The sequence below is a fragment of the Marinomonas sp. BSi20584 genome, assembly GCF_002792415.1.
Taxonomy (GTDB): domain Bacteria; phylum Pseudomonadota; class Gammaproteobacteria; order Pseudomonadales; family Marinomonadaceae; genus Marinomonas; species Marinomonas polaris.
The window spans coordinates 58417-75905 of the sequence record NZ_KZ454874.1 but is presented as its reverse complement, the minus strand read 5'-3'; the positions used below and the strand labels follow the sequence as shown (position 1 = coordinate 75905).

Sequence of the window (17489 nt, the reverse complement as noted above, 5' to 3'; positions counted from 1 at the left end):
TCGTCGCTTTTAACAACGTGAAAGACGACATTGCTGTATTTGTCTCGAACTAAACCCTCTAATGCAAAACAATGGTCGAGTTTGGCAACGATTCCCCAACTCTCTCTTTGGCAATTTCAATTACCGCATGGGCAAGCTGTACCAAGGTCGCAAAGTTAGGCTTAGTTTCAGGTTTAAGAGATCGATAAGCACTGGTTCGGCTTTTAATCCCCGCTCTTGCAATCACGACACTGTGTCCGAATAACTCAACATAGGAACGAATAGCGGCTTGCAAAATGTCTGGGCGACCTTCTTTCATAGAGTCCCATGAAGCCTGTTTAATCACTTCTTCCATTTGTTCAACATCAAACCGTACGTTTGATGTCTGATAAACACCTTTTGTGATGCCTCGTAATATGCTCGCAGTAAGTTCATTGCCATTCCAATTCAATGCTCCGTCAGAGGTTAAAGCGAAGCGTTTAAAATCTTTCACGTTAGCAAATGGCTGTCTTGAAAAGTAATCAGACAAGTCTGCTTCGCCTTCAAAACCATCGCTAAAGATTAAAGCCAAGGTGTGATCTTTAACCCAATCTACATCAATAATTTTTAACATAAATCCTCCAACTTCCCCGGGTTCTCACCTTTCACAGCTTTATTCCACATCTGCATGAGTTGATACCTATACATGGTTATATGAGCTTCGGCACGTTTACGCTGCTTACTGGGCAAATAATCTTCTAAGCATTCACTGGTTTCAATCGCAATAATCAATTCATAATCACCATATTTCACATGTAAGTGAGGTAACTTGTGCTGTTGATTATCAAAAAAGTATAAGCAAAACGATAATCCTAATAACGCATCGATTTCAGGCATCCTTACCCCTCGATATTTATATAGATAAAACTATAGATCAGTCTCTCAAAAGAGACAACATTATTTTACAAACAAAAAAGCAGCGACCATTGCTGGGCGCTGCTTTTTAATATTTCAAAGGCACTTAATTTTTAATTAATCAAACCTGAAACAAGAAGTTTTTGATCAGGTCTTTTCCGCCTTCTGTTGCGAAGGATTCTGGGTGAAATTGAATGCCTTGGATTGGGTATTCTTTATGACGAACGCCCATCAATTCAAATTTCCCACCTTGGTGGATCTTCGCGATATCCTTGAAGTCAGCGTCTTTTAAATCACCAACTGAGGCTGTGACTTCCAACACGTCAGGAAAGCTTTCTGCTTCGGCGATTAGCGAGTGGTAACGCATGACTTCTAGTTGATCAGGAATGTCGTGGAAGATGCCTTCGCCGTTGTGGGTAATCGGGCTGGTTTTACCATGCATTGGCAAGGGTGCTTTGACTACTTTGCCACCAAATACATGACAAATCCCCTGCATTCCCAAGCAAACGCCCATTAATGGAATGGTTTTACCGAACTCTAGAATGACGTCGGCACACACACCGAAGTAAGCTTTGTCGTCTGGGGAACCTGGTCCTGGAGAAATGATGATGCGATCTGGCGCGGCGGCACGGATGTCGTCTAATGTTACTTCGTCGTTACGTTTTACAATCACTTCAAACGCGTCGATTTCACCACGGCTTTTCTCAGTTTCTAACACTTCACCAATAAACTGATACAGGTTGTAAGTGAAGGAATCGTAATTGTCGATAATATAAACTTTCATGCTTCCCTTACTCCTTATTCGCTTTTGGTGCGAAACTGTCTAGCACGCGTTTAGTGCCGGCAAATTTGCGTTGGATTTCTTCGTATTCGTCTTCGGCATTGGAGTCATACACATTGCCGCCACAGGTTTGCACATAGGCTTTGTTACCATTGGCAAACACGGTACGAATCGGAATCGCAAACATACAATCGCCATTGAAAGAGAACTGACCTACCGCGCCGCCGTAAGGACCACGACCGTCGTTTTCCAAGTCATCGATGATCTTCATCGCTTCTATTTTCGGTGCGCCAGTCAAAGTTCCCGCAGGAAAATTGCTCGCCAACGCTGAGAACATGTCGTGATCTTCGGCCATGATGCCGACAATCTCACTGGAAATGTGCTGAACGTGACTGAAACGTTTAATGTCCATCAAACTACGCACTTTCACTGTACCAAAACGCGCCACTCGGCCAATGTCGTTACGATGAAGATCGACAATCATATTGTGCTCGGCGATTTCTTTTGGATCATTCAACAGAGCACGCGCAAAGGCGGTGTCTTCTGCGGCGTCTTTACCACGTTTTGCCGTTCCGGCTAATGGGAAGGTTTCCATTTCCCCTTGGCGAACACGGAACAATAATTCTGGGCTCGCGCCGATAACTTTTTGCTCACCAAACTTGATGTAATACATTTGCGGGGATGGATTCACTTCACGCAATTGCTCGTACAAATTGATGGTGTCGCCTTCCATATCGAACCATTTTTTGAAGCCGACTTCACACTGGAAGATTTTACCTTCGATGATATCTTGCTTCACCTTGGCAACCGCATCCGCATGATCAGTTTTGCTCATCGATTCGCCAGCAGGACGAACCTCAAATGGGCCGTTTTCTGGCGTCGGCTCGGCCATCATGGCGTTCACTAATTCCAAACGATTACCCGTGGAATGGTCGTCGTAATAGAAGTAAAAAACCTCACCGGTCATCTTGTCCAAAATCAAACCATCTTTGTACAAACCAAAACGAAACGCATCGAACATCTCACTCGACTGCAGATCCAAGGTTGGCTCAAAGTAATTCATGCTGTCGTAACCGATATAACCCGTTAAACCACCAGCAAAACCACGGGACAAAATATTTTGCGGCACTATCTCGCGCAACAAGTAATAAGGATTATCCGACTCATAAGACTCAGTGCTGCCATCACGCTCTTGGATAAACAACTGCTTGCCTTCCGCCCAGATCAATTTCTCAGGATCAAAACCAATGATCGAATGGCGGGAAATAAAACTCTCTTCACCAAGGGACTCCAACATAAAACAGTTATCAAAACGCTTCTCGACTTTTTTAAACAAATCGAAAAAATCGCAATCGGAACTGATAGTGACATACTTAGGTTTACGCGGCAGCGTGATGCGCTGCGGCTTTTTATTATATGAACTCATATCTCTTTTAATTCCTTCAATGCACGGGAACCACGGGTCACAGTGGCAATACCCACACCCAACTGTTTCGCAATATCTCGCTGCGGCACGCCTTCGTCTAACAAGGCAATGATCTTCAAACGGCTCACCATTTCATTAATTTCATTCGGCGTTAGCAGCACTTTTAAGCGCTTCTCCAACACAGACTTATCATCTACTTCGGTTAAAAACTGGACCAAGTCCTTCATAGGATTCAACTCTCACAAGAAGGTTTGTATTCATGTACTAGTACAATATAGATTTGAAAGAAGAGAAGCAAGATAGAAATGAATTATTGTTTAGGCAAATCAAAAAACACTTCATATTGTTAATAGGCAACTATTGACCTATAGTTTGTACAAATAAACGTACAAATGAGATTATATATGAGCCGCATAAATTTAGATCAAGACATACAACCATTATCAGAATTTCGTTCTGGTGTGACTTCATTTATTAAACAAATTAACGAAACTCGTCGCCCTTTGCTCATTACACAACGTGGCAAAGGTGTCGCTGTCATGCTTGATGTGGCTGAATACGAAGCCATGCAAGAAAAAATAGAATTACTCGAAGAAATACGCACCGCTGAAGCTCAGTTTGCCGAAGGATTAGGCATTTCGAATCAGGAAGCAAGAAAGCAAATCTTAGGGCGCTTGAAAAAATGAAAGTAAGTTGGTCACCTCTCGCTATGGAAAAGCTTGGGCATACTGCCGATTTTATTACTCTAGATAATTCTAATGCAGCTGAGAAATGGGTAAACGATCTATTCGATAAAACAGAGTTACTAACTGGTCAACCAGAAATGGGACGACTCGTTCCAGAACTCCAAAAAGCAAATCTCCGTAAACTCATTTTTGGTAACTATCGAATCATCTACATGATCAGTACCGAAATCCGAATATTAACGGTGCGTAACTGCCGACAGATGCTCACAGAAAAGGATTTATAGCCCTAGTCGACTAGAGCTTAGAAATCTGATCTAACTCTTCTTTTAACTTAGCCTTGTTGTGGTGGTCTTCGAAATAGAGTTTCTTTAATCACAGCAATAAAGTTTGTCAGGTGTAACTATTCCTTCCATCTCAGATAAAACGTCGCTTTCGCCGTCAAAGTGACGTTTTATCGCTTTCTCGATTGTCTAACGATTAACTAGCTTGTACTTTTGATTTATCAAACAATTTATCAACGTCCAAAAGGCCTACTCATGACATTCATCAAAGCCAAAGACTTCACTGCCGATCGCGCTTGGGGCGCGTTGGACATTGCCAATATGAATGGCGTGACGGCACGCTTGCACTGGACAGATCAGCCGTATAAATGGCACATCAACGATGGTGAAGAAGTGTTTGTGGTGTTAGATGGCGAGGTGAACATGCACTATCGAGTCGATGGGAAAGAGCTTGTTCAATTAATGTCTGTCGGCGATATTTTCTACGCGGCGATTGGCACTGAACACGTAGCAGATCCTGTTGGGGAAGCCCGTATTTTGGTGATTGAAAAAGAAGGCAGCGTTTAAAGTCAGGCGTTTATTTACTTCACTATCTTGTTGTTTATTTTCACATTTTCTTACAGAAGATCCACTGATTTAGACAATAGATTCCATTACTGTGGATAAATAAAATTTATATGATGTTAGCCTATGAATCTTCCACAGCCTTCTGATTACAGTGCCTACCATTCCCTTAGCACCACTCAGGTTATCGTTCGTATTACTGCGATTATTATGCTGTGGGAATTTGTCATCATGCTGGCGCTGGGCATATTAAAAGTAGATATTGGCCTTTATTGGTTGGCGGCTTTGGATATCTTGTTTTTGTCTATACTGTCTACACCGTGTATTTATTTCTGGGTAATACGCCCTTTTACTCTAGCTCGCGATCAAGCTATTACGCAGATCCATCACCTTGCTCATACCGATCCCCTCACGCAATTAGTCAATCGCCGTGGTTTGTCTTTATTTTTAGAAAAGTTAATCGCACAGACACAGCGTCATGGCGCATCAGGTGCAGTGTTAATTATTGACTTAGATGGCTTTAAGGTCATTAATGATATTGAAGGACATGCGGCAGGAGACGCGGTACTTATCGAAATCGCACAGCGCTTAAATGATAATGTTCGTACTGAAGACAGCGCTGGGCGTTTAGGTGGCGATGAGTTTATGGTTCTGCTAACCAATTTAGACAATCAGGAACAAATTTCACGCGCCTCTGCTATGCAGGTCGCCAACAAACTTTGTCACATCATCAAGCAACCCATAGAGTTTGAAGACAAACATCTAAATGTGGGCGCGAGCATTGGTATCCGCATATTAGGGTTTGAAAAACTAGATACAGAAACGGCTATTAAAGACGCCGACACAGCCATGTACTTTGCCAAGCAAGCAGGTAAAAGCTGCGCGGTTGTCTTCACACCCAACCTAACTAATACCTAAGCTCTTTATTGGGCTCTTTCTCAAGCTCTATCTTAAGCAGTAATCAAATCATCCAACAGCAATGATGTTGCTTTCTATCCTCGGTTTCACCCAGACTTTTAATCCGATAATAAAGAGAATTAAAAAAGCGGCCGCAGTGCCAATGGTAACCAACGAACGAATCGGATGATCGCCAAAAGTTAATAGCTGAAAACTGAATACCGCAGCGACATAAGCCACCGTCGTACTCCAAGCCACAACCACGCTAGACCAAAGCATTCCACCTTCTTTTACTAAGGCGCCAATGGTCGCGGCACAAGGTGTATAAAGCAGTACAAAGACCAGATACGAAAACGCGCCTTTCCAACCTTCAAATAAAGACACCATGTTACGATGTCCAGGCGTCATAACTTGGCTTTTGGCTTCGCTGACACTGGTCAAACCTAACGGATCGGTTAATGTCGTTACAATGCCCGCAAGGTTACTGCCTAATAAGGTCACAGCACCGACGATATTGCTTATTGGGGATTCGTACTCAATGTTGGTCGGTTCATTGGCGGCATTGGAATACAAGGCATCCATGGTGCCGACCACGGCTTCTTTCGCTAAGATGCCAGTAAACACACCAACGGCCGCTGGCCAATTGTCATCGCCCATCCCAATCGGTGAAAACACAGGCGTGATGACTTGGCCTATTTCAGCCAAGGCGGAAGGCTTGCCACCTTCGTCTGCGGCGCGCCAAGATGGCACTGAATTCAAAATAGTTAGAATCGCTGAAACAAGCACTATGGTTTTGCCGGCACGCAAAATAAAGCTGCGCACTTTATGCCAACTCGACAAACCGACATTGCTCCAACGTGGACGATGATAATGGGGCATTTCCATCAAAACACTCACTCGTACATTACGAAATAATTGCTTTCTGAAAATCCACGCTGTACCAACCGCCATGATGATGCCAAACAGGTATAAACCGAACACCAGAAGCCCGCCGTACTCGCGGAAGAATACCGACACAAACATCACGTAAACGGCCAAACGCGCACCACAAGACATAAAAGGCGCCATCGCCATGGTCAGCATGCGTTGTCGAACATTGGTCAAACTTCGCGTCGCCATAATAGATGGCACATTACAGCCAAAACCTAGCAACAACGGAATAAACGCCTGACCGGGCAGACCAATCGACGACATAATACGATCAACAATAAACGCCGCTCGCGCCATATATCCGCTGTCTTCCAAGATACTTAAACATATATAGAGGAAGCCAATAACAGGGATAAAACTCGCCACCAGCTGAATACCACCGCCTAAACCATTGGCAAGTATGACAATGGTCCACTGAGGAATGCCTAACTGCGTTAGCCAGTAGCTTGGAAAGCTCACAAACCAATAGCCTGCAAACATATCGATAGGATCGATAAATAAGGTGCCAACACCAATAGCCACTGCAAACATGGCGTACATCGCAAACAAAAAGATCGGAATACCAAACCAAGGATGCAGCACGATTTGATCTATTCTGTCAGTAAAATTTTTCGCCTGCGTACGTCCTTTGGTCACGTTAGACAACCAAACTGCCACACTCGGAACGCTTAAAGAATCGGAATACTCATCACTGAGGCTTCGTTGCAGGGCCAATTCACGATCCGTTGGCAAAGCATGAAAATGTACTAGTAGTTGGCGTTGTAAATCAGTTACTGACAACTGATGACCATCAACGACTGGCACGCCTATATTCTTCGATAATATCTCTAGATTCGGCATGATATTCAGCTTGCGGGCCAAATCGGTCATGGTAAGCACAATCACCATAGGTCGACCCAAGGCGACCAGTTCTTGTGTCAATTTGAGGTTACGTTTTAAGTTGGTGGCATCTACTACATTAACGATAACATCGTAATCGCTCTCGGTTAAAAAATGTCGCGCGATTACTTCATCCATGCCGCCAGTCTGGTTATTCAAACTGTAAATGCCCGGCAAGTCGGTCATGTCAACACGTTGATCCGAACTAGTGAAAAATCCAGTCTTACAATCCACTGTAACGCCAGCCCAATTGCCTACTTTTTGCCGAGTTCCTGCCAGCTTATTAAATAAAGTCGTTTTCCCTGTATTTGGATTACCGACTAAAGTGATGTGGAATGTCATGCTTGTGGTGATCTCTTGTTGAAGCTAAATACTAATCGCAGAGGTGAATATAGCTTGCGTCTTCAGAATGAATGGCGACCAAAGTAGAGCCGACCTTTATTTGCAAAGAATGACCAAATGGCGCTTTCGTCATCAACTGCACAGTTTCACCGGGGTCAAAACCTAATGCTAAAAGTTGGCGTTGCATGTCTTCTTGTGGATGAGCAACAGAATGGATTTCAGCAACCGTACCTTTCGGTAACTGTGATAGAAGCATTATCTCTCCAAGAACAAACGTAATAATAATTATCAAATCAAATTGTACGGTTATTATCGCTCACACAGGTAGAGAGTCACCAGAACAAAAATGTAACGATTCGGTAAACATAAACAAAAAATTCTAAAATCAGAAAGGCATAAAAAAGATGAAAAAGCCCTCGCGAAGAGGGCTTTGGAAGGTGTAAAGGAGGCTTTTAAATACTGTAATCAATAATAATCATATCACTGAGCAACGGTCCTAGTAGTTTTTTTATCTCGTCATGCGCTTCATGCGGCAAATAATGATCGCGTGCCGCTTCATTAATAAAGGTCATCGTCACACAATGTGTAAACCCTTTATTAGCTCCTTCCTTACTATTATTTACTCCCCATTCTATTGACGCAATTCCCTCTACTCTCTCGGTGATGCTATCGAGCGTTTCAAAAAATAGTGAGATATTTGAGGCCGCTGCAAGTTCATTAAACTGAATAAGTAAAATATGACGAATCATAATACCTGTCTCCAAAATACAGTTTTCCTGCCGTTTAAAAACATACAAGGCGTTCAACTGTGTTAATAACAATGCCGCATGATCAGGTTTCCTTACAGTCTTTGCCGCTACCCAATCATGCGACGTACAGACTAAAGAAACATTCCTCCTGACGCTTCAATACGCTGTCCAGTTATCCAACCACTGTCTTCACTCAACAACATAGCAACGGCTTTACCAATGTCGCCTGCTTCGCCAACACGGCCCAAGGCAGTAACAGAAGCTACCATTTGATTCATTTGTGGGTTGTCTCGGACATTACCATCGCGGAAATCCGTAGCGATTGCTCCTGGCGCCAATGTGTTCACACGGATCTGGCGGTTTGCAAGCTCTTTTGCCATATAACGCGTCATCACTTCAACCGCGCCTTTGGCCATTGCATAAGCACCAGAGCCAGGCAAACTAAAACGTGCCAAACCAGAAGAAACATTAAGAATATGTCCACCATCTTTAAGCAATGGTAAAAGCGACTGAGTCAAAAAGAAGGGTCCTTTGACATGAATCGCCAACATATCTTCCAACTCGTCATAAGTCGTGTCTTCAAGGCTCGCATGTAACCCCGTACCAGCGTTATTTAATAAATAGTCAAAGTCGCTTCGTGAAAACTCATTAGTTAACACAGTTTGAATTTGGCCCACGAACTCAGAAATAGTGACAACATTTCTCGTATCTAATTGTAAAGAAAAGGCTTTTTGTCCTTTTTGTTTAATCTCGTCAATCACATCTTGTGCTGCGTGGACATTATTGTGATAAGTAAAAATAACGTCTACACCTTTATCCGCTAACGCTAAGGCACTGCTTTTTCCTAAACCGCGGCTACCACCTGTGATGATCGCTAACTTTTTCATAGTCTATCCCTCTTGTTTATTTGTTCGATGTCGAAACACAAGTGCAGAATAGAGATTTTATTAGTCTGGATATACACACCAAAAGTGATAAAATTGTTCGTATTAAACGAACAAAGGTAGAGGTGATGGACAAGTTTGAAGCCATGCAGCGCTTTGTATTGGTTGCTCAATTCGGTAGCTTCACCAAGGCGGCAGACGCCCTTGGCCTACCAAAATCAAGCATATCCAGTGCTATACAAGGGCTTGAAAGTGAATTAGGCACGCGGCTTTTTCATCGCAGCACGCGCAGCATCACCTTAACTCAAGACGGCGAGACTTACTTACCACAGTGCCAAGTACTGCTCGCCGAGCTAGACGCTTTGGGAAGCCAGTTCCAACGCAACCCTGATGATGTTCGCGGTGTACTCAGAGTCGACATGCCAAGCCGTTTTGCCACTACGGTTGTCATTCCGCATTTATCCGACTTTCTCGAAAAATACCCGAACATACGCCTAAAGATCAGCAGCGCGGATTATCGAGTAGATATGATTAAAGAAGGCATTGATTGCGTGATTCGAGTCGGTAACCTCGACGATAGCAGCCTTATCGCTCGACCTTTAACGCAATACCGAAGCCTCAACTGCGTCTCACCCAGTTATGCGGAACAATTTGGCATTCCGCAAACAATCGAAGAGCTAGCGAATCATAAGCTGATCGAGTATTCCCATTCGCTAGGTAATCTCGACGCACAATTTGAATACCTAGAAGGCGACAAGGTAAAACAGCAATCCATGCCAAGCAGCCTAGCTGTGAATGGTACAGACGCTTATTTGAACGCCTGTTTATCAGGGCTTGGGATTGCTCAAATACCCGTTATTGGTGCTGAAAACTTTATTGAAAAAGGCTTACTTATTCCAGTATTACCTCAATTCGAAGCAGAGCCAATGCCGGTATCCTTGCTCTATCCATCACGCAGACAACCAACCAAACGCCTGACTGTATTTATGGATTGGCTGCAATCAATAACTCAAGCAACGTAATAAAAGTCACAGCGATTTTGGTCAAGTTATTGAAAAACATCTGGTTTGAAAAAAACCTTATGTATATTCCAAAAAAGTTTATTTGCAGCCATTGTAATAACTAAATCTTTTAAGTAATCTCGCTCTCAATATAATTCACTGCTTCCCACACGAGGGCACTATGAAATCTAAACAGCATTTTTTGAAATCTATTATTGGCACATTATTGTTGAGCGGAGCCGTTCAAGCGTCTGCAGCAGATCAAACTATCCTTAACACATCTTACGATATCGCTCGTGAGTTGTTCGCCACTTACAACCCAACATTTGAAAAACATTGGTTAGAAAAAACGGGCAAAACCATTGAGATTAAACAGTCTCACGCTGGTTCTTCAAAGCAAGCCAATGCCATCATGAACGGCTTGTCAGCGGACGTTGTAACTTTTAACCAAGTAACCGATGTTCAAGTTTTGCATGACAAAGGCAAGATGATCCCAGCAGATTGGAAAAACGAGTTTCCAAATGCCAGCTCTCCTTATTACTCAACGATTGCCTTCTTAGTCCGTAAAGGCAATCCAAAAAACATTAAAAGCTGGGGCGACCTAGCGGGTAATGATGTGGCATTAGTGTTCCCAAACCCTAAAACATCAGGCAACGGTCGTTACACCTTCCTAGCAGCTTACGGTTATGCACAAAAAACCTTTGGTAAAGACAACGAAACTAAGATCGACGATTTCCTAGGTACCTTCCTTAAAAACGTTTCTGTATTTGATACTGGTGGCCGTGGCGCGACAACAACTTTCGTTGAACGTGGCATTGGTGATGTATTGATTACTTTCGAATCCGAAGTAAACAATATCCGTAACCAGTACGGCGCAGACAACTACGAAGTAGTTGTCCCAAAAACCTCTATATTGGCGGAATTCCCAGTAGCCGTAGTTGAGAAAAACGCGAAGAAAAACGGTACAGAGGAAGTTTCTCGTGAATACCTAAGCTACTTGTACAGCGAAGAATCTCAGCGTTTATTGGCAGGTTTTAACTACCGCGTACACAACGATGTTGTGAAAAAAGAATTCGCTGATAAGTTCCCAGAAGTAGACTTATTAACAGTAGAAAATATTGCAGGCGGATGGCCACAAGCGACTAAAGAAATATTCACAAATGGTGGTAAACTAGACCAACTTCAGCGTCGCTAATATCAGAATAGATAACAACTAGCCGGATACGCTTGCGTGTCCGGCTTTTCTGTCTCTATAACTACTAGCATTTTCATTGAAATACTTTTGTTAAGACCATAATAGGCAAATACATGGCAACACATTTAAGCGCGGCCGATACCAGACCTCGCCATAAGCGAGTCTTGCCCGGACTCAGTTTAAGCTTGGGAACCTCCCTGCTGTTTATCAGCTTGATTCTGTTACTCCCAATGAGCGGATTGGTCATGCAATCGGTCGACATGGGTTGGGACAGATATTGGCAGGTAATCAGCGATGAACGTGTGGTTGCCAGTTACAAAGTGACTCTGTGGGCAGCTTTAATAGCTTCTATCTTTAATGGCTTTTTTGGTCTTTTACTCGCTTGGGTATTAGTGCGTTATGAATTCCCTGGACGCCGTATTTTAGACGCGTTAGTGGATTTGCCCTTTGCGTTGCCAACCGCGGTTGCAGGTATCACCTTGGCGACTTTATATGCTCAAAATGGTTGGTACGGTGAAATACTCGAAAGCCTAGGACTCAAGGTTGCTTACACACCTTGGGGTATCGTGCTTGCCATGGCATTTACCAGTATTCCTTTTGTGGTCAGAACCGTTCAACCAGTATTGGAAGAGTTATCTCCAGAGGAGGAAGAAGCCGGTATGACATTAGGCGCTTCCGATTGGTCGGTATTTCGTCGCGTCATTTTTCCTGCCTTGTGGCCAGCATTGATGACGGGCATTGCCTTATCATTCACTCGTAGTTTAGGCGAATTCGGCGCGGTGATCTTTATCGCGGGTAACATGCCTTACGTCAGCGAAATTACGTCCTTGATGATATTCGTTAGCTTACAAGAGTTCGATTTCCCTGCCGCCAGCGCCATTGCGTCTGTTGTGCTGATGGCGTCGCTGATCCTCTTGTTCGCCATCAATATCTGGCAGGCGCGTTATTTACGTCGCCTTCATGGACGCAGTTAGGAAAATATTATGTCATCTTCTAAAACATCATCTGGGCAACGCCACCAGCTAAGAGTTGGCGACAGTCCTTGGGTAAAAGGACTGCTCATCGGCATTACTTTATTTTTGACCGCAATATTATTAGTTGTGCCACTCATTGCCATTTTCCAACAGGCTTTTGTCGAAGGCGCAGCGCATTACTTCAACAGTTTGATTGAAGCCGATACCTTGCACGCCATTGGTTTGACTCTGGTGGTTGCGGCGTTAACTGTGCCGATTAACTTGGTGTTCGGCGTGATGCTCGCATGGGCCGTAACGCGTTTTGAATTCCCCGGCCGCAAACTATTGATGACCTTGATGGACATTCCCTTCGCGGTATCTCCTGTGGTGGCGGGCCTGTTATATCTTTTGTTGTATGGCAATAACGGCTGGATTGGCTCTTGGCTGTATGACCAAGACATCCAATTGATGTTCGCATGGCCCGGCATCGTCATGGTGACAGTTTTTGTAACTTGTCCGTTTGTGGCGCGTGAATTGATTCCTTTGATGCAACAACAAGGACGAGAAGACGAAGAAGCTGCTGTCATTTTGGGGGCTTCAGGCTGGCAATTGTTCCGCCGAGTGACTTTGCCGAATATCAAATGGGCGCTGATTTATGGTGTCATCCTTACCAATGCTCGTGCTGTGGGTGAATTTGGCGCGGTATCTGTGGTGTCTGGCAACATTCGCGGTGAAACCAATACCTTGCCACTGCATGTTCAGTTGCAATATGAGGATTACCAAGCCGCTGCCGCCTTTGCCAGCGCCTCGCTATTGGCGATGATTGCCCTACTTACCTTGTTGTTGAAAGCCTTCATCGAATGGCGTCAGGAACGTAGTTTAAAAATTGAAGCTGAAAAAGAAAGACAGGTGACACAATGAGCATTTTGATTGAAAACATTTCCAAACACTTTGGGCATTTTCAAGCCTTGTCACCTTTGTCACTAGATATTAACGAAGGCGAAATGATTGGCTTGCTTGGACCATCCGGTTCAGGGAAAACCACCCTGTTACGTATTATCGCCGGTCTCGAAGGCGCAGACACTGGCCGCATTCAATTTGGCGACCGAGACGTGACCAACTTACATGTCCGTGATCGTCGCGTGGGCTTCGTATTCCAAAACTATGCCTTGTTCCGTCACATGACAGTGGCTGATAACGTAGCCTTTGGCTTAGAAGTCTTACCACGCAAAGAACGCCCAAGCCCGACAGAAATCAAAACCCGCGTGATGCATTTATTAGAAATGGTACAGCTTGAACATCTTGCTAACCGTTTCCCGTCACAGCTTTCTGGCGGTCAAAAACAGCGTATTGCTTTAGCGCGTGCTTTGGCAACGCAACCGGAAGTATTACTGCTAGACGAACCCTTCGGCGCCTTGGATGCAAAAGTACGAAAAGAGCTACGTCGCTGGTTGCGCGGCTTACACGATGAACTTGGCTTTACTAGCGTATTTGTGACCCATGACCAAGAAGAAGCCTTGGAATTGTCGGATCGTGTTGTCGTCATGAGCAACGGACACATTGAGCAAATCGACCAACCCGGTGCGCTTTACGCCTCACCTAACAGCCGATTTGTATTCGATTTCCTTGGCAACGCCAATGTATTTGAAGGCAAAGTGGAAAACGGCAAATGGCATAACCAACAAGCGAGCATCATTTTACCTGATGGCGCAGAACAGAAAGACGGTCAGCTATACATTCGTTCCCATGAGTTCTTTGTATCGAAAGAACCAACAGCTCATGCAAACTTGCCGTTACGCGTTATTGCCATCAACCCGATTGGCGCTGAAGTTCGGCTAGAACTTACCCCAATTGATTGGCAAAGTAACGACGTCTGGGAAATCGACCTGCCTCACAAAGCGTTCGACAAAAACTGCTTTGAGAAAGGCCAAACCTTATACGTTACCCCGAAAGCAGGTTACTTCTTCGCCCACGACGCACAAAAACCTGAGCTATTGAATTGGGAAACAGAGAAAGCCAAAACGGCTGATAAAGCATAATTTAAACAACCAAAAGAGCGGCATATATGGTGTCGCTCTTTTACATCAACCGCACAGAAAATAATAATCCGTCACTATATTGCATCTAGATTCATGACTAGAACCTAACAATTCCCCTCGAAAATTACGGCATTTTATTTGCATAAAAAATAAGATATTGTGTTCGTAAAAAATACTTATGAGGGGATCAAAGTATGTTAGAAACAAGCAACAAGGCAAATACATCCTATTTTCAAAGCCATTTGAAGCGCTCTAATCTTGCTTTTACTCACCCCACCCCTTCTAAGAACTCTTCAACACAGCCAAAAAGAGCAAACTTTGTACTGCTAGATCATTTTTCTATGTCTTCTTTTTCCGTTGCTTTAGATACTCTAGTGACCCTTAATCTAGTACATGACAACCCTATTTACGAATGTAAAACGTACAGCGTAAACAATAACAAAGCGCTATCAGATATCTCTATCGAAATAGCAACTGACGGCAATATACAAGATATTGAAATAAGCAAAGACTCTATTTTGGTGATTTGTGGCGGCTTTCGTAATTCTCTCAAACCAGAACCATTGCTTAATAAAAAATTAGCCAAAGCAGCCCAGTCAAATGCAACCATAATAGGTATATGGAACGGAAGTTTTTATATTGCTGATAGCAAAATAAAAACAGGAACCACTATCTCTATTCACCAAGACAACAAAGCAATAATGGAAGAGCGTTTTCCCGAGTTAAATTTATCAACATCCACTTTTACTGAGGAAGGCACTTTATTAACCTGCTCAGGACCCAACAGCACACTAGACATGATGCTCCATTTCATTAAAGGCTCACATGGAACAGATTACTCACAAGCTGTTGCAGAAGTAATTGGGTCTGATCGATCCAATAAAAAAGATTCAAAAATCATTAATCGCTTTTTACTTGCTGAATCACACACTCCTGATTGCATAAAAGAGTCGATACAACTAATGGAAAATAATGTTGAGGACCCATTAACCATAGACGAACTGACGAAACTTGTCGGTATTTCCAGACGTCAAATAGAAAGACTATTTAAAACTAATGTCGGGGTGACTCCTGCACGCTACTACATGGAGTACCGATTAACTCATGCACGCCAATTAATACAACAGTCCAACCTTAGTATTTTTGAAGTATCCGTTGCTTGCGGTTTCGTAAGCTCAGCTCACTTTAGTCGTACTTACCATAGATTCTTTGGCCAATCGCCAATCGATTCTCGTCGGACATCTCAAGCAAGCTAAACTTACACTTCATCAGTTCATCAGTTCAATGCATTGGGTAACAGCAACGAACATCCAGAACTTCTATGTGTATGATTAGGTAGAAACGATAGATGAATACTTCAGGGAGAATTTATGAAGTGAGCTATTTACTTACAAATCCCTTGCTTACTTTTTTAAAACCCTTTGTCGCTTTCCGTCAACCTTTCGCCGCAATAAGAAATACGACTAAAAGATAAGCATCCTAGAGTCGGTAGATACCAACTCCCGAAGGAAAAAGTCGTATGCGCTATCCAAGTTTATTGTTAGTTTCTGTCGCCTTGTCCCAAGCTCCTTTGGCATTATCTGCCGCAAAGTTTGATTTCTCTAATGAATACAACGCGACGTCAATTCATGCTGAAGGTGATAAATATTTCATTGATCAAGTAACAAAACTTAGCAATGGCGACATAGATATTACACTCCACACAGGTGGCTCTCTCGGGTTTAAATCTACTGACAATTTTTATGCTGTTGCTGACAATGCCATTCAAATTGCAGATACTTTAGCAGGCAGTATGGCTGGAATAGATCCTATATTCCTATTATCTTCACTGCCTTTTCTCGTAGAGAATGAAGACCAAGCAGAACAGCTTTATCAAATCGCCAAACCTTATTATCAAAAAGTATTTGCTAATAATGGACAAATCTTACTTTACGCTTCTCCTTGGCCAGCCAGTGGTATTTGGTCTCAAAAACCCGTCACGACAAAAGAAGAACTCGCCAATTTAAAAATTCGTACCTATGACAAAAATGGCACTTTGACATTACGTGAAGCTGGCGCAGAACCAATTAGCCTTTCGTGGGGAGATGTCGTTCCTCAACTGTCCACTGGTGGCATTAAAGCGGTGCTTACCTCAGCTGATGCGGGTGCGAGCGGTAAATTTTGGGAACATCTTGATAATTACAGCGCTATTCAATACGCCATTCCTCTCAACATGGTACACATGAACAAAGAAGCGTTTGACGATTTATCCAATGAAGAACAAAGCGCTATTCTCAAAGCTGCTGCTTTAACTGATGAACATAACTGGCAAACAGTGAGAACTCGAGTCGCTGGTAATTACAAAGAACTGGCTGAACATAAGGTTGTCATCCATCAAGATCTACCAAAACCCTTCATTAACTGGCTGCAAGAATCAGCTAAGCCATCTTTAAAAGAATGGCTAAAAGACACAGGAAAATCGGGTAGCGATATCATGGCGGATTTTGAGAAAAGCAAATGATCATCCGTCTATTAGCCAGTGTATCCAGACGGCTTAACCAGCTGTCTGGTGCATTGGCAATGTTGCTAATAGCCTATCTACTGTGCCACATACTGTTAGAGATTGTCTTACGTCTATTTGGAACATCAACGTATGTTTTGGATGAATTTGTTGGCTACGCTATCGCCACTACAACCTTTCTCGGCCTAGGTTATAGTTTAGAAAGAAATGGGCTTATAAAGGTTAATATATTAAATGACCGTCTCCCAGAGCGGCATCATTGGCTGCTAGAGTTTGTTATTTCTTTCGTTTCTTTCGCCCTTTTTTCTTGGATTTTATACTACTGGTACATCAATGTTGCCAGAAGCTTTAAACGCAATATCACCAGTGAATCTATAGCAGAAACGCCTTTGTGGATTCCCGAAGGCATGGTGTTACTTGGCTTGAGTCTTTTGTGCCTAACGCTATTTGTCAGAATGCTCGTCCTCGTATCTACCCGCCAAATCCCCAATATTGAGACAAACAAATAA

The 17489-nt window shown here is 43.3% G+C and carries 21 protein-coding genes; 12 read left to right on the top strand and 9 right to left on the bottom strand.

Annotated features, from left to right (window positions below; genetic code table 11):
• Nucleotides 1–58: 58 nt before the first annotated feature.
• The 5 genes from dhiA to TY87_RS07330 all read right to left on the bottom strand — a co-directional run bounded on the left by dhiA (nucleotide 59) and on the right by TY87_RS07330 (nucleotide 3307).
• Complete coding sequence (gene dhiA, locus TY87_RS07350; RefSeq protein ID WP_100186570.1) at nucleotides 59–592, bottom strand: type II toxin-antitoxin system antitoxin DhiA; 534 nt, start codon at nucleotides 590–592, stop codon at nucleotides 59–61.
• Nucleotides 586–855, bottom strand: a complete 270-nt coding sequence (gene dhiT / locus TY87_RS07345) for a type II toxin-antitoxin system toxin DhiT (protein WP_100186569.1) — start codon at nucleotides 853–855, stop codon at nucleotides 586–588. The genes dhiA and dhiT overlap by 7 nt, the downstream gene beginning before the upstream one ends.
• Nucleotides 856–994: 139 nt before the next feature.
• A complete protein-coding gene (locus TY87_RS07340; protein ID WP_100186568.1) occupies nucleotides 995–1657 on the bottom strand; it encodes an anthranilate synthase component II in 663 nt (220 codons plus the stop codon).
• Nucleotides 1658–1664: 7 nt separating this feature from the next.
• Nucleotides 1665–3080, bottom strand: coding sequence for an anthranilate synthase component I family protein (locus tag TY87_RS07335; protein ID WP_100186567.1), 1416 nt, complete (start codon nucleotides 3078–3080; stop codon nucleotides 1665–1667).
• Complete coding sequence (locus TY87_RS07330) at nucleotides 3077–3307, bottom strand: Trp family transcriptional regulator (protein ID WP_100186566.1); 231 nt, start codon at nucleotides 3305–3307, stop codon at nucleotides 3077–3079. The genes TY87_RS07335 and TY87_RS07330 overlap by 4 nt, the downstream gene beginning before the upstream one ends.
• A gap of 177 nt (nucleotides 3308–3484) precedes the next feature.
• Between TY87_RS07330 and TY87_RS07325 the strand changes: the two genes are divergently transcribed.
• The 4 genes from TY87_RS07325 to TY87_RS07310 all read left to right on the top strand — a co-directional run bounded on the left by TY87_RS07325 (nucleotide 3485) and on the right by TY87_RS07310 (nucleotide 5529).
• Entirely contained in the window at nucleotides 3485–3766 is a 282-nt protein-coding gene (locus tag TY87_RS07325) for a type II toxin-antitoxin system Phd/YefM family antitoxin (protein WP_198432054.1), read from the top strand.
• On the top strand, nucleotides 3763–4050 hold the full coding sequence (locus TY87_RS07320; RefSeq protein WP_100186564.1) for a type II toxin-antitoxin system RelE/ParE family toxin: 288 nt from the start codon (nucleotides 3763–3765) through the stop codon (nucleotides 4048–4050). Before TY87_RS07325 ends, TY87_RS07320 begins: the two co-directional genes overlap by 4 nt.
• A 252-nt stretch (nucleotides 4051–4302) precedes the next feature.
• The gene (locus TY87_RS07315; protein ID WP_100186563.1) at nucleotides 4303–4614 is read left to right on the top strand and encodes a cupin domain-containing protein; all 312 of its coding nucleotides are present in this window, start codon (nucleotides 4303–4305) and stop codon (nucleotides 4612–4614) included.
• Nucleotides 4615–4737: 123 nt separating this feature from the next.
• Entirely contained in the window at nucleotides 4738–5529 is a 792-nt protein-coding gene (locus TY87_RS07310; RefSeq protein ID WP_100186562.1) for a GGDEF domain-containing protein, read from the top strand.
• Nucleotides 5530–5577: 48 nt separating this feature from the next.
• Here TY87_RS07310 and feoB read toward each other — a convergent pair whose 3' ends face one another.
• From feoB to TY87_RS07290, 4 genes are all read right to left on the bottom strand, one after another.
• Complete coding sequence (gene feoB, locus TY87_RS07305) at nucleotides 5578–7659, bottom strand: ferrous iron transport protein B (protein WP_100186561.1); 2082 nt, start codon at nucleotides 7657–7659, stop codon at nucleotides 5578–5580.
• A 31-nt stretch (nucleotides 7660–7690) separates the two neighbouring features.
• Nucleotides 7691–7915, bottom strand: coding sequence for a FeoA family protein (locus tag TY87_RS07300; RefSeq protein ID WP_072838872.1), 225 nt, complete (start codon nucleotides 7913–7915; stop codon nucleotides 7691–7693).
• Between the two features lie 196 nt (nucleotides 7916–8111).
• Nucleotides 8112–8408 (bottom strand): Dabb family protein, encoded by a 297-nt coding sequence (locus TY87_RS07295; RefSeq protein WP_100186560.1) that lies wholly within the window; start codon nucleotides 8406–8408, stop codon nucleotides 8112–8114.
• A 131-nt stretch (nucleotides 8409–8539) separates the two neighbouring features.
• The gene (locus tag TY87_RS07290; RefSeq protein WP_100186559.1) at nucleotides 8540–9295 is read right to left on the bottom strand and encodes an SDR family NAD(P)-dependent oxidoreductase; all 756 of its coding nucleotides are present in this window, start codon (nucleotides 9293–9295) and stop codon (nucleotides 8540–8542) included.
• A 125-nt stretch (nucleotides 9296–9420) separates the two neighbouring features.
• On the opposite strand from TY87_RS07290, the gene TY87_RS07285 reads away from it, so the two are divergent.
• The 8 genes from TY87_RS07285 to TY87_RS07250 all read left to right on the top strand — a co-directional run bounded on the left by TY87_RS07285 (nucleotide 9421) and on the right by TY87_RS07250 (nucleotide 17489).
• On the top strand, nucleotides 9421–10314 hold the full coding sequence (locus tag TY87_RS07285; protein ID WP_100186558.1) for a LysR family transcriptional regulator: 894 nt from the start codon (nucleotides 9421–9423) through the stop codon (nucleotides 10312–10314).
• 160 nt (nucleotides 10315–10474) lie between these two features.
• On the top strand, nucleotides 10475–11488 hold the full coding sequence (gene cysP, locus TY87_RS07280; protein WP_100186557.1) for a thiosulfate ABC transporter substrate-binding protein CysP: 1014 nt from the start codon (nucleotides 10475–10477) through the stop codon (nucleotides 11486–11488).
• Between the two features lie 113 nt (nucleotides 11489–11601).
• Nucleotides 11602–12462 carry a sulfate/thiosulfate ABC transporter permease CysT gene (cysT, locus tag TY87_RS07275; RefSeq protein WP_072838869.1) on the top strand — a complete coding sequence of 287 codons (861 nt, stop codon included), beginning with the start codon at nucleotides 11602–11604 and terminating at the stop codon, nucleotides 12460–12462.
• A gap of 9 nt (nucleotides 12463–12471) precedes the next feature.
• Entirely contained in the window at nucleotides 12472–13362 is an 891-nt protein-coding gene (gene cysW, locus TY87_RS07270) for a sulfate ABC transporter permease subunit CysW (protein ID WP_072838868.1), read from the top strand.
• The gene (locus TY87_RS07265; RefSeq protein ID WP_100186556.1) at nucleotides 13359–14480 is read left to right on the top strand and encodes a sulfate/molybdate ABC transporter ATP-binding protein; all 1122 of its coding nucleotides are present in this window, start codon (nucleotides 13359–13361) and stop codon (nucleotides 14478–14480) included. Before cysW ends, TY87_RS07265 begins: the two co-directional genes overlap by 4 nt.
• A 194-nt stretch (nucleotides 14481–14674) precedes the next feature.
• Nucleotides 14675–15736: a GlxA family transcriptional regulator gene (locus TY87_RS07260; RefSeq protein ID WP_100186555.1), complete on the top strand. Its 1062-nt coding sequence runs from the start codon at nucleotides 14675–14677 to the stop codon at nucleotides 15734–15736.
• Between the two features lie 263 nt (nucleotides 15737–15999).
• Nucleotides 16000–16980, top strand: a complete 981-nt coding sequence (locus tag TY87_RS07255) for a TRAP transporter substrate-binding protein (protein ID WP_072838865.1) — start codon at nucleotides 16000–16002, stop codon at nucleotides 16978–16980.
• A complete protein-coding gene (locus tag TY87_RS07250) occupies nucleotides 16977–17489 on the top strand; it encodes a TRAP transporter small permease (protein ID WP_100186554.1) in 513 nt (170 codons plus the stop codon). The genes TY87_RS07255 and TY87_RS07250 overlap by 4 nt, the downstream gene beginning before the upstream one ends.